Source organism: Peptoniphilus faecalis (assembly GCF_012976305.1).
In the GTDB taxonomy this organism is placed as follows: Bacteria; Bacillota; Clostridia; order Tissierellales; family Peptoniphilaceae; genus Peptoniphilus_A; species Peptoniphilus_A faecalis.
Genome location: NZ_JABDSR010000003.1, coordinates 33,693 through 46,298, shown reverse-complemented (window position 1 = coordinate 46,298; position 12,606 = coordinate 33,693). Strand labels below are relative to the sequence as shown.

Annotated in this window: 16 protein-coding genes; all 16 read right to left on the bottom strand. The window is 29.5% G+C overall.

What is annotated here, in order from left to right:
* Positions 1 to 3 precede the first annotated feature (3 nt).
* The 16 genes from queA to ylxM all read right to left on the bottom strand — a co-directional run bounded on the left by queA (position 4) and on the right by ylxM (position 12,472).
* Positions 4 to 1,023, bottom strand: a complete 1,020-nt coding sequence (gene queA / locus HKO22_RS02585; RefSeq protein WP_075659165.1) for a tRNA preQ1(34) S-adenosylmethionine ribosyltransferase-isomerase QueA — start codon at positions 1,021 to 1,023, stop codon at positions 4 to 6.
* A gap of 16 nt (positions 1,024 to 1,039) precedes the next feature.
* Positions 1,040 to 2,158 carry a SpoIID/LytB domain-containing protein gene (locus HKO22_RS02580; RefSeq protein ID WP_169968307.1) on the bottom strand — a complete coding sequence of 373 codons (1,119 nt, stop codon included), beginning with the start codon at positions 2,156 to 2,158 and terminating at the stop codon, positions 1,040 to 1,042.
* Position 2,159: 1 nt separating this feature from the next.
* Positions 2,160 to 3,161 carry a Holliday junction branch migration DNA helicase RuvB gene (ruvB, locus tag HKO22_RS02575; protein WP_169968305.1) on the bottom strand — a complete coding sequence of 334 codons (1,002 nt, stop codon included), beginning with the start codon at positions 3,159 to 3,161 and terminating at the stop codon, positions 2,160 to 2,162.
* 4 nt (positions 3,162 to 3,165) lie between these two features.
* Complete coding sequence (gene ruvA / locus HKO22_RS02570) at positions 3,166 to 3,750, bottom strand: Holliday junction branch migration protein RuvA (protein ID WP_169968303.1); 585 nt, start codon at positions 3,748 to 3,750, stop codon at positions 3,166 to 3,168.
* Positions 3,750 to 4,244: a crossover junction endodeoxyribonuclease RuvC gene (gene ruvC / locus HKO22_RS02565; RefSeq protein WP_169968300.1), complete on the bottom strand. Its 495-nt coding sequence runs from the start codon at positions 4,242 to 4,244 to the stop codon at positions 3,750 to 3,752. Before ruvC ends, ruvA begins: the two co-directional genes overlap by 1 nt.
* 38 nt (positions 4,245 to 4,282) lie before the next feature.
* On the bottom strand, positions 4,283 to 5,041 hold the full coding sequence (locus tag HKO22_RS02560) for a hypothetical protein (RefSeq protein WP_075659170.1): 759 nt from the start codon (positions 5,039 to 5,041) through the stop codon (positions 4,283 to 4,285).
* Positions 5,042 to 5,122: 81 nt separating this feature from the next.
* A complete protein-coding gene (gene asnA, locus HKO22_RS02555) occupies positions 5,123 to 6,118 on the bottom strand; it encodes an aspartate--ammonia ligase (RefSeq protein ID WP_075659171.1) in 996 nt (331 codons plus the stop codon).
* A gap of 59 nt (positions 6,119 to 6,177) precedes the next feature.
* On the bottom strand, positions 6,178 to 6,828 hold the full coding sequence (locus HKO22_RS02550; protein ID WP_328818592.1) for a zinc dependent phospholipase C family protein: 651 nt from the start codon (positions 6,826 to 6,828) through the stop codon (positions 6,178 to 6,180).
* A gap of 67 nt (positions 6,829 to 6,895) precedes the next feature.
* The gene (locus tag HKO22_RS02545) at positions 6,896 to 8,530 is read right to left on the bottom strand and encodes a glycosyl hydrolase family 18 protein (protein WP_169968298.1); all 1,635 of its coding nucleotides are present in this window, start codon (positions 8,528 to 8,530) and stop codon (positions 6,896 to 6,898) included.
* 68 nt (positions 8,531 to 8,598) lie between these two features.
* Positions 8,599 to 8,946, bottom strand: a complete 348-nt coding sequence (rplS, locus tag HKO22_RS02540) for a 50S ribosomal protein L19 (RefSeq protein ID WP_075659174.1) — start codon at positions 8,944 to 8,946, stop codon at positions 8,599 to 8,601.
* Positions 8,933 to 9,676: a tRNA (guanosine(37)-N1)-methyltransferase TrmD gene (gene trmD, locus HKO22_RS02535; RefSeq protein WP_075659175.1), complete on the bottom strand. Its 744-nt coding sequence runs from the start codon at positions 9,674 to 9,676 to the stop codon at positions 8,933 to 8,935. The genes rplS and trmD overlap by 14 nt, the downstream gene beginning before the upstream one ends.
* Positions 9,673 to 10,176: a ribosome maturation factor RimM gene (rimM, locus tag HKO22_RS02530; RefSeq protein WP_075659176.1), complete on the bottom strand. Its 504-nt coding sequence runs from the start codon at positions 10,174 to 10,176 to the stop codon at positions 9,673 to 9,675. The genes trmD and rimM overlap by 4 nt, the downstream gene beginning before the upstream one ends.
* Positions 10,163 to 10,396: a KH domain-containing protein gene (locus tag HKO22_RS02525; RefSeq protein WP_075659177.1), complete on the bottom strand. Its 234-nt coding sequence runs from the start codon at positions 10,394 to 10,396 to the stop codon at positions 10,163 to 10,165. The genes rimM and HKO22_RS02525 overlap by 14 nt, the downstream gene beginning before the upstream one ends.
* A gap of 21 nt (positions 10,397 to 10,417) precedes the next feature.
* The gene (gene rpsP, locus HKO22_RS02520) at positions 10,418 to 10,717 is read right to left on the bottom strand and encodes a 30S ribosomal protein S16 (protein WP_075659178.1); all 300 of its coding nucleotides are present in this window, start codon (positions 10,715 to 10,717) and stop codon (positions 10,418 to 10,420) included.
* Between the two features lie 49 nt (positions 10,718 to 10,766).
* A complete protein-coding gene (gene ffh, locus HKO22_RS02515; RefSeq protein ID WP_075659179.1) occupies positions 10,767 to 12,104 on the bottom strand; it encodes a signal recognition particle protein in 1,338 nt (445 codons plus the stop codon).
* Positions 12,105 to 12,115: 11 nt separating this feature from the next.
* Entirely contained in the window at positions 12,116 to 12,472 is a 357-nt protein-coding gene (gene ylxM, locus HKO22_RS02510) for a YlxM family DNA-binding protein (RefSeq protein ID WP_169968296.1), read from the bottom strand.
* Positions 12,473 to 12,606: the final 134 nt, after the last annotated feature.

The following is a 12,606-nucleotide window of genomic DNA, read 5'->3' as shown; positions in this document are numbered from 1 at the left end:
TACCTACCTTATAAACATTGCATCGCCAAAGCTAAAAAATCTATATCTTTCCTTCACCGCTTCTTTGTACGCTTTTAAAATAATTTCTCTAGTTGAAAGTGAAGACACTAACATTAAAAGAGTAGATTCTGGCAAGTGAAAATTTGTTATAAGAGCATCTATGCACTTAAATTTATAGGGTGGATAAATAAATATATTTGTAAATCCACTTTTTTCGCAAACTTTTCCACTTTCATCGGCAATAGATTCCACAGTTCTTACACTTGTAGTGCCAACAGCAATTACTCTATTCCCTCTTTTTTTTGCCGCATTTATTTTATCTGCAACTTCCTTATTCATAATATAAAATTCAGAATGCATTTCATGTTCATCAATATTTTCAACTTTTACAGGTCTAAATGTTCCTAGACCGACATGAAGTGTAATGTAGCAAATTTCTACTTTTTTGTCCTTAACTTTTTGAAGAAGTTCCTTTGTAAAATGAAGTCCCGCAGTTGGTGCTGCAGCTGAACCTTCTTCTCTCGCATATACAGTTTGGTATCTATTTTTGTCTTTAAGTTTTTCTGTAATATAGGGTGGAAGTGGCATTTCGCCAAGTTCATCTAAAATTTCTTCAAAAACTCCATCATATTGAAACTTTAAAAACCTAGATCCATCATGAGAAATGTCAACTACTTCTGCGGACAATTTATCACTAAAAATTATTTTAGTTCCTATTTGTGCTTTTTTACCAGGTTTAGATAAACATTCCCATATATCTCCCTTTCTATTTAAAAGAAGAAATTCAATTTTTTCCTCTTTATTTTCTCTATGTCCATAAATTCGTGCAGGCATTACCTTGGTGTCATTTAATACAAGCACATCGCCTTCATTAAGATAATCAACTATGTCATAAAAATGTTTGTGTTCCATTTTTCCCGTTTTTTTGTCTAAGACAAGAAGCCTTGAGTGATCTCTTTTTTCAACAGGATGTTGTGCTATTAATTCCTTTGGTAAGTCGTAATAAAAATCTTTTGTTTTCATTTTTGCCTTTCTATTATTATTTTATCTTTTCAATATTTGTACCAGGAAAATAAAATTCAATAATATCCTTATAATCGCTGCCTTTTTTTGCCATTTCTACAGCACCATATTGGCTCATGCCAACTCCATGACCATATCCTTTTCCCTTTATAATTACTTTGCCATTGTCGCAATTAATATCAAATAATGTAGATTTAATTATTGTATTTCCTATTTTATTTCGAAAATCCTTTGCCTTTAATGTAACATCTCCTTTAGATGTATTAAAAGTAATATTTTTAACTCTATTAGAGTTTGTTAAATCAAAATCAACTCCCAAAATATCGGTTAAATCTAATTTCTTTAAGTCGCCATCCTTTATAGTATACTCCCATGGATAAGTAGAATAGGGATCTTCCTTGGATATTAAGTATGGTACAAAATTTCCGCCCCAAGCTTCTGATGATGAAACGGTATATCCTCCTGATGATGCACAAAAAATTGTTTCAGCAATTTTGCCATCATATTTAATTACTTCTCCTAATGTACTTTCCACAGCTTTATCAGTTGATTTTTCTTCAACATCTTTTCCATAATAAACTTGGGAATTTGTCGTGTCATCGAGATTATATCCCTTTTTAATATATTTGTTGAAATTATTTATTGCAAAGGATCTCGAGCAAAGAGCCTGTGCCTTTAATGATTCCATTGGAAATTCTGGGCTCATTTCTTTAGGAAGTACTCCTCTTAAATAATCGTCAATTTTTACATTGTTCACAATGTCTAATTTTCCATTATTAACTCTAAATGAAATTGCACCTCTATAATTTCTTTTTATTTTATCCACATATATTGGAGAATCTGAACCTATTAAAAAAGCTCCATCTTGCGGAAAATTTGCCAATTTAAAATTATTTCCTTTTAAATTAATATTTTCTCCATCAAACATTATGTCAATTTCTTTATTATTAGTCTTATTTATAACTTGGTCATCTGAAGTAATAATAAATAAATTACTTTTAGATTTTAATTTTAAATTTTCCTTTTCATTTACAGATTTTCCAATTTTAATATCAATTTTGTCGTAATCATCCTTAGCAAAAAGGTTAATTGGTAATAACATAAATATTATTGCTAATAATAAGATTTTTTTCATTTTAATCACCCTTATATTCTATTCCAAAATGGTCATAAGCTCTTTTTGTAGCAACTCTACCTCTAGGAGTTCTAATAATAAAACCTATTTGCATTAAATATGGTTCATATACATCTTCTACTGTTCCCTTATCTTCTCCAATAGCAGCTGATATAGCATCTATTCCAACAGGACGCCCATAAAATTTCTCAATCATTGTAAGAATTATTCTTCTGTCAATATTATCTAATCCATACTTATCAATTTCTAAAAGATTTAAACCCCTCATAGCTACCTTTGTAGTTATTACGCCTTCCTCTCTTACTTCGGCATAATCTCTTACCCTTTTTAGAAGTCTATTAGCTATTCTAGGAGTTCCACGAGATCTTTTGGCTATTTCTATAGCTCCCTCTTCTTCAATTGGAATATTTAAAATTTTTGCAGATCTCATAATAATTTCTACTAAAGACTTTGTGTCATATAAATCTAACTTTAACATTACTCCAAATCTATCTCTAAGTGGAGAGGTTAGCATTCCTGCTCTTGTAGTTGCTCCTATGAGTGTAAAGGGTGCAAGATCAAGTCTAATAGATCTTGCTGAAGGTCCTTTTCCTATAATAATATCGAGAGCGTGATCTTCCATTGCTGGATAAAGAATTTCCTCAACAGATTTATTTAATCTATGAATTTCATCTATAAATAACACATCATCATTATTTAAATTTGTAAGGATGCTAGCTAAGTCCCCTTGTTTTTCTATTGCAGGTCCTGATGTAACTTTTAAATTAACTCCCATTTCATTTGCTATAATACCAGCTAGAGTTGTTTTCCCAAGTCCAGGTGGCCCACTCAGTAAAGTGTGATCAAGAGGCTCTGACCTATTTTTTGCAGCTTCTATAAAAATTTTTAAATTATCTACAATTTTTTCCTGACCTATATATTCACTTAACCACTTAGGTCTAAGACTAATTTCTTTTGTATCTCCATCTATAAATTCTGGCTCGACTAATCTATTTCTATCCATAATATCAACCCATTAATTTCAGTGCTTCTCTTATTCTATCAGATATATCTAAAGATATATCTATCTTTTCAAGAACTTTTCTTGCGTCATATATATTATAACCTAATGATATAAGTGCCTCAACTGCCGGATCATCATTTTCATCAAATGTACTAACAACTTCTGTTTCTAAATTTAGATTTAAATTTAATTTTTCAACTTTATCCTTTAATTCTAAAATTATTCTCTGTGCTGTCTTTTTCCCAACACCAGGAAGTTTCACAAGAGATTTGTCATCCTTTGATATAATATATTTTGCTATATTTGACACATCATCTCCATCTAAAATCCCCATGGCAAGTTTTGGCCCAATTCCAGATACTGTTGTCAAAAGATCAAAGGCATCTCTTGTTTCGCTATCCTTAAATCCATATAAAATTGCAGCATCTTCTCTTAAGATAAGTCTAATATTTATAAAGACTTCTTCATTTTTATAAAATGTATGGAGCTCTCTTGAAATCATATTGATTATATAACCAATTCCATTAACTTCAAGAACTAAATACCCCCTATCTGTTGAGTGTACTTTGCCCTTTAAAAATTCTATCATTATATCATCCTAAAACTTTCTTTAAACTTAATTGAACTTCCATGAGTTATTGCAACTGCAAGTGCATCTGCTACATCATCAGGCTTTGGAACTTTACTTAAATTTAAAATGATCTTAACCATTTCTTGTACCTGTGCTTTTGTAGCTCGACCATAACCTACAAGAGCTTGTTTAACTTGCAAAGGCGTGTATTCATATAAACCTGCACCACTTTTTTTTGCCGACAAAACTTCAACACCACGAGCTTGAGCAACAGTAATTGCCGTCTTAACATTTTTGTTAAAAAACAATTCTTCAAAAGCAATATCAATAGGCTTATACTTTTCTATTAATTCATTCATTTCTTCGTAAATTAAATTTAATCTATCTGCAAGTGGAACCTTGGGCATTGTAGTAATGGCACCGTAATCTAAAACTTTATAAGAATTTCCCCTTAAATCCAAAAAACCATATCCAACTATTGCTATTCCAGGGTCAATACCCATTATTACCAAATTATCACCACTTTAAAAAGGATAGTGTAGAACTATCCTTACTTGTATCTCTTTAAAACTCTATCGTTAACTCCATCCCAAAAACCATTTTTAAAAATCCTAAATCCATCTATGTAAAGAAACTTGGAAACTTTATTATTTAGAGCAATAATTTCAGATTCAGTCAGATATGAATCCACCTCTCTAATTTTAACATCGTCGTTTTCACTCCTAAAAAAAAGTTGTAAATCAAGATGATCGTTTATACTATTAATTTTTTCATTAAGCAACTTTTTCTTAACATCTGAAAGTGTATTTTTTATAAAAATCCTAATTTGCTTATCTTTTCTAATTTCTTTAAAAATTAACTTTTTAAAAGACAAAACTTCCTCATTTCGAAATTCATATTGAAAAAGTTTTTTTCTATTATAAAGTTCATCAATAGTTAGATACTTTAATGTAATTATTTCAAGCATATTAATATGTTTTTTTGAATTAAACCCAAACCTATAAGCTTCTAAATATAAATAAAGCTCTAATCTATTAATATCATCATGTATTAGACTAGAAAGGTTCTGTGCAATAAGCTCAATGCCTTCCTTTTGCCTATAAATTTTAATTATATCTTTTCTCAAATTTTCAAGAGTAACATATCTCGGGTATATGTTTTCGATTGACTCATAAATATTGTATAAGTTAAGTAAAATATTTATGCTATCCAAATCGCCATTGTATAAGAAGTTTGCAATTAGGTATTTTTTTATATCCTTAAAGGCAATTTTAAAAGGCTTCTGATTTAATTTTTGTGCCAAGTCCATAAAAAAATCCTCCGGTTTCGTATAAAAATATTATACTATATATTCCGAAGGATTTGTATCCAATTTGTAAATTTTTTAAAATTATAATAATTTTATTTTATTTTCTCTACAATAATTTAAATTATTTTCGTCCCAAACTCCAACTTGTACTTCTCCAATATGGCTTTTTTCAAGAAAAAACATACAAATTCGTGATTGACCAATACCTCCACCAATTGTGTATGGAAGATTTGCCTTTAAAATGTCTTGATGATATTTTAATTTTAATCTATCAGTTGTATTTGTAAGTTCGCATTGACTTTTTAGAGAGTTTTCATCTACACGAATTCCCATACTAGAAACTTCAAGAGAATTATCTAAAACTTCATCCCAGAATAAAATATCTCCATTAAGCTTCCAATCATCGTAATCCGGACTTCTAAGATCATGAGGTTTTCCAGAATTTAAGTTTTCTCCAATTCCCATGATGAAAACTGCTCCCTTGTCTTTACAAATTAATTTTTCTCTTTCTTTAGGACTTTTACCAGGATATAAATCTTCTAATTCTTGTGATGTTATAAAAAATATTTCATCAGGCAACTTTTTAGAAAGTATATAGGGGTAAGTTTGATTAATGTATTCTTCAGTTCTCTTAAAAACCGAAAAAATTTCTTTAACAGTTAAATAAAGATACTCTTTATTTCTATCACTTTTATCAATAATTTTTTCCCAATCCCATTGATCCACATATGAAGAATGAATTTCATCAAGTTCTTCTTCTGCTCTTATGGCATTCATATCTGCATAAATACCTTCATACTTGTTAAACTTGTATTCTTTTAAAGCATTTCTCTTCCATTTTGCAAGAGATTGAACAATCTCTACATTTATTCCATAATGTTTCAAGTAAAAATCTACCGCTTTTTCCCCATTTAAATTGTCGTTAAGTCCTGTTTCAGGTCGGACAAAAAGCGGTGCAGAAACTCTTTGTAAGTTCAAAGTATTTGCTAAATCTCTTTGAAAATAATCTTTCACTGATTTAATTGCTATTTGTGTTTCTCTAAGGTCTAATTTTGTGGCACTAGAATTATTTCTCATCTTTTTCCTCCATAATTATAAAAATTCTTTCACTCCAAAGAGCGAAAGAATCTTATTTCTTAAATAAATTGTATATCAAATTCCCCACTATATTCAAATATTGATTTAATTACAAGAATAGAAATATTTGTTGATAAATTTAAAGCAAAGTTTAAATCATTATCGAAATTGTGGTTTGAATTCTTATACTCATCAATTACATTAACTAAATATTTTTTAATTTTTTTATCAAGACTTAAATCTAAATTTTCAAAAATTTTTATGTTTTCCAAAGAAATTACTTCTCTATAATTTTCTTCTAAATATTTATTTTCTCTAGCATATAAAGCTAAATCTTGTTCATACTTAATATGTTTCCTTAGATTTTCAACAAAAGTCATTCTATAAGCATGGGGATAACATACAAAATCACAAAGATAATGCATAATTATGCCAAGCTTTTTACTAATATAGTTAATAAATAATTTACTTTCATTTCCCTCAGAATAGGAATATCTAGAAAAATAAATAAGTTTACTTATTTCTCTTGCTATATAATCCCCTGATTCATCAAAATAATGTCTTTTTGTCTTATAGTAAGGTAAAACATCGGGAGCAATTGAACCCCAAAGCATTTTCTCTAAATTTAAATTGATATCATATTTATCTTTTATTCTATCGTGGACTATTTTTGCCACAATCTTATGTGTATCTGGTAAAATTTTAAACACATCCTAATAAAATTATATTTTAATACTATTCAATTTTATACTTAAAAAACTAAATTGTCAATTTTAGTTATTTTGTTTTCTCTAATTCTTTTGAAATTACATCCCAAATATTTTGAGTTTCAAATCCACGTCTCCAACTTCCAACTCCAGCTAGATTGTATTTATTTACAAGAGAAACTTTTTTCTCAATAGAATTTGCATCTTCAATCCAAATTTTATAAGTTGAGTCCTTTTCTTGATATTCAACATAATTTTGTTGCGACTCTTTGTCCCAAATTGGTTTTAAACCCTTAGATGCAATGATATTTGAAACTTCAGACATAGAAATTGCCTTTGATGTAACTTTTCCCTTTGATTCTTTCCATAATCTTGTATAAAGTGGAACACCTAAAATCATTTTTTTATTAGGAATGCTTCTAAATAGCACATTTATACTTCCCTCAACCCATTTGTATTGGGCAACAGATCCTGCTTCTTCTGATGAACCCCAGTGTTGGTCATAAGCCATAACTACTATATAATCAGAAATTTCCGCTAAAGCTTTTCTGTCGTAAGGCTCTTTGGTAACATCTGAAGAAATTTGTGGAGTTACATCAATTGTCAAGATAAAATTTTCTCCAGCACTTTCTCTAAACTCACTTACAAAAGCAGTTATATTATCTCTATCTTCATTCCTCGTATGTTCAAAATCAATGTTTATTCCCTTCATATTATATTTTTTACAAAGCTCTAAAGTCTTATCAATGATTTTCTTGCGAGTTTCCTTATTAGATAAAGCTTCATGAGTAATATCTGGATCAAAAGAATTGTCCAAGTAAGCCCAAACTTCTATACCTAAATCATTATATTTTTTTATATAATTTAAATTTCCCCTGTCTATCATGTCGCCATTGCCATTTTTTATAGAAAACCATGTAGGAATAATTACATCAAGTCCATTAATTCCAACTATTTGATTAACTTTTTCATCAGAATGTTCTGCATAAGTATAGTCCCATGTTAAATTAATCGGACTCTTAGATGTGTTTTTTGTTGCAGATGCTAGTGTAAATTTTTCAAAATTTTCATCAACATCATCTTTTAAAACATAGCCTGCATATCCTTCAGGCATTCTAACTTTATAGTATTTACTTTTTTCACTATATACATATAATTTTTCCCCTTCAGGAAGTTTTTTGATAATTGGACTCCTTCGAGAACTATCTTCCCTTAAAAAAGTATCTTTTGTAGTTTTAGTTAACTCATATTCTTTATCTCTATAATCTAAAAGCAAAAGTCTAATGTCCTTATTATATCTAAGATTTACATTATAATCGTAGATAAATGCTTCAATTGGAAGCATAATCTTTCCATTTTTTTCAATAACTGGTGCTCTTAAATCTATTGTGCCGCTATTAAATTTTGCTTTATATTCATCTAACTTTAAAATTTTATTCGCATGTTCATTTTCTATTTTTACTTCTCCAGTTGATTTATCATAAAAAATATTTTCATCTAAATATTCTTTTATGTAGTCAAGAGATAAGTAAATCATTCCATCTTCTATACAAAAATCTTCTTTGTCAATGTCTTTGTCTTCAGTTATAAAGTTAAATTTATCGTATTTAGTTGAAATTTTAGTAGTTCCTCTATTTTCAACAAATAAAAATGTGCCTGCCGCCAAAATAATAATTAAAAAAATTCCCAAAAAAATCTTTTTCATATATATCACCTCTCTAATTTATTTGTTCAAAATAAAAGATACTAAAAATAGGACTTAAAGTCCCACTCTTAGTAATTAGTCTTTTCTTTAACTTTTGCAGCCTTGCCTTGTCTATCTCTAAGATAGTAAAGTTTAGCACGTCTAACTCTACCTTTTCTTGTAACAACAAGATCAGCAATTCTTGGTGAGTTAAGTAGGAAAGTTCTTTCAACTCCAACGCCATAAGAAATTCTTCTTACTGTAAAAGTTTTTCTAGAGCTTTTTCCTTGAATTTTTATTACAGTTCCATCAAAAACTTGGATTCTTTTTCTTTCGCCTTCAATAATTTTATAGTGAACACTTACAGTGTCCCCAACATTAAATTTAGGTAAATTTTCATTTAATTGTTCATCTTCAATAGCTTTAATATAATCCATTGTCTTTACCTCCTTCCAGTAAATCTTTCAATATATCTTTTTCTTCATCATTTAAAATTTTATTTTCTAATAAATCTGGTCTTTTCTGCAAAGTGTTTTTTATAGACTCTCTAAGTCTATATTTTCTAATCTTTTCATGATCTCCACTTAAAAGAATATCAGGAACTTCAAATCCTCTAAATTCTTTTGGTCTAGTGTATTGTGGATACTCTAAAAGACCATTGTAATGAGACTCCTCTTTAAAAGACTCATCGCTTGCAAGAACGCCGTCGAGAAGCCTTGATACACCGTCTATAATTACCATAGATGCCAACTCTCCACCAGTTAAAACATAATCGCCAATGGAAATTTCTTCATCTACGTAATTTTCAACGACTCTATTATCAATACCTTCGTAATGGCCACTTAAAAGTATTATGTGTTCTTCGCTTCTAAGTTCCTTTAGTTTATCTTGATTCAAAACCTCTCCCTGTGGAGACATATAATAAACCTTAGAGTTGTTTTTCTTTACAGATTCTATTGCCTCTACTATTGGCTTAATTTGCATTAACATGCCTGGTCCACCGCCATAGGGATAATCGTCTACTTGCAGATATTTGTTTATGGCAAAATCTCTAATATCCACAGTTTCAAGATCTAATTTACCTTCGCCGATAGCCCTTCCAACAATAGAAAAATCTCTAATCTTATTTATGAATTCGGGAAATAATGTTAAAACACTTATTTTCACAAAATCATTCCTTCTATTAATTTAATAGTTATTGTAGAATCTATTTTTTTTATAAATTCCTTAACTGCTGGTATTTGATAAATACTTTTATCTTCACTTTCAATTATAAAAATATCATTAGCAGGATATTCCAATACCTCTTTTAATATTCCTATATAATTTTTTTCAGTATCATAAACTTTTTTTCCAATTATATCAGAAATATAGTATTGGTTTTCATCTAAAGCTAGTCTATCTTCATCTTTAATGTAAATATAGCTGCCCTTTAAAATAAGAACATCATTAATATTTTCATATCCATCAAAAGTAAGGTATACAAATTTATTCACTCTAACTTTTTTAATAGAAAATTCTATTAATTCATCGCCTACAAATACGCTTTTTAGTTCAGAAAATCTTTTGTTGTCAAAAGTATAAGGCTCAACTTTAATTTCACCCTTAATACCATGAGTATTTATTATCTTGCCAATGCACGTAATTGAATCTTTAATATTCTTCAATTTCTAAATTAACCTTTACATCTTCTTTGAGTGAAACAGCTTTCAAAATTGCTCTTATTGCCTTAGCAATTCTACCTTGTCTGCCAATAACTTTTCCCATATCATTTGATGCAACTTTAAGTCTAATATCAATTGAATTATCATTCCTAGTCATTGTTACATCAACTGAAGAAGGATCGTCAACTAAAGATTTAGCAATATATTCAATTAATTCAACCATTTTGGTCCTCCAAACATACTGTTATTCAGTAGCTTCTGATTCACTTGCTTCTGCTGTATTATTTGAGTTTGCACCAGCATTATATACTGAGTTTTCTCTGAAAAGTCTGTCAACTGTATCAGTAGGTTTTGCACCATTTTTGATCCAATTATTTGCTTTTTCTGAGTCTACAACAACTTTTTTAGGAGTCGTAAGTGGGTTATAATAACCAATCTCCTCGATGAATTTTCCATCTCTAGGACTTCTAGAGTCTGCTACAACTATTCTATAAAAGGGTTTTTTCTTTGTACCCATTCTTCTAAGTCTAATTTTTACTGCCAAATTATTCACCTCCACAATAAAATTTATATATTAAAATATATAAGCTACCTTAAAAGGAAAAAGGTAATTTAAATTTTCTTTTTCCCATACTTTTGGACATGTTTCCAAATTGTTTCATCATCTTTCTCATGTCTTTAAACTGTTTTATAAGTTTATTCACATCTGCTGGACTAGTTCCAGAACCCTTTGCAATTCTTTTTCTTCTAGAAGAATCTATAATTTCAGGCTTTTGTCTTTCTTTTTTTGTCATAGAAAGAATCATTGCCTCAACTTTAGCAAATTCATTATCGGGTAAGTTAATACCCTTTAAAGCTTTGCTATTCATACCTGGTATCATTCCTATAATATCTTCAAGTGGTCCCATGTTCTTCATTTGCTGCATCTGGTCTAAAAAATCTTCAAAAGTAAATGTTGACTTTCTAAGCTTCTCTTCAAGTTCTTTTGCTTTTTTATCATCCACAGCTAATTGTGCTTTTTCAATTAAGGAGAGCACATCTCCCATTCCAAGTATTCTTGAAGCCATCCTATCTGGGTGGAAGACTTCAATATTATCCATCTTTTCACCACTGGCAATAAATTTTATAGGGACATCAGTAACTGATCTAATTGATAGAGCAGCCCCACCTCTAGCATCCCCATCAAGTTTAGTGAGTACTACACCTGTCAATTTTAACATATCATCAAATTTATCGGCAACATTTACTGCATCTTGACCAGTCATTGCATCAAGTACAAGAAGTACTTCTGAAGGTTCAAGTGCTTCGTGAATATCTTGAAGCTCCTTCATTAACTTTTCATCAATGTGAAGTCTGCCAGCTGTATCTATGATAACTACATCATTTCCATTTTTCTTAGCATGCTCAAGAGCAGCCTTAGAAATATCTACTGGAGAAATTTTATCTCCCATTGTAAAAACTGGAGTATCAACTGATTTACCAACAACTTGAAGTTGTTTTATAGCTGCTGGTCTATAAATATCGCAAGCAACTAAAAGAGGTCTCTTTCCATCTTTTTTTAATTTATTTGCAAGCTTACCACTTGTAGTAGTTTTACCTGCTCCTTGAAGTCCACACATCATTATAACTGTAGGTTTTTTTGAAAAGTCAATTTTAACTTCGCTAGTACCCATTAATCTTGTGAGCTCTTCATTTACAATTTTAATAACTTGTTGGCCTGGAGTAAGAGATTCTAAAACTTCTTTTCCTAAAGCTCTCTCTTTAACTGTTTTTACAAAGTCTTTAACAACTTTAAAATTTACATCAGCCTCAAGAAGTGCAAGTTTTACTTCACGCATAGCTGCGTCAATATCTTTTTCGGATAATCTACCCTTTCCTGTTAATTTTTGCAAAGTACTTTGCAATTTATCGGATAAACTTTCAAATACCAAAAAACCACCTCCTAGTCAAAAAGTATTTTTCTAAGCTCTTTAAATTTCAAATTATTATTTTCATTTAAAGATTCTTTTTCTATACTTTCTAATATAGTTTCAATTTTTCTTCTTTTTATTTCTTTATTATCTTCTTCTTTTTTTGCGTTTTTTATTAATTCGAGCTTTTTTTCAAAGCCTTCTAAATTGTTTTCTGCCCTTTTTAAATTGTCAAACACCGCTTGTTTTGAAATATTAAGTTCTGACGATATTTCGTTTATTGTACAATCATAGACATAATACATAAGCGCTGCTTTTCTTTGTTTTTCAGTAAGAAGATTTCCATAAAAATCAAGTAAGCTGTTCATCCTAAAAAATTTTTCATTCATTTTTATCACCATTTCTAGCTAGGTCAACCTTTTTACTTGACCTTTATTATTTTAGCTAATACCTTCAAATATGTCAACAACTTTTTTATTTTTTAAGTAATTTTATTTTATAAACATCATATAAAATACATGAC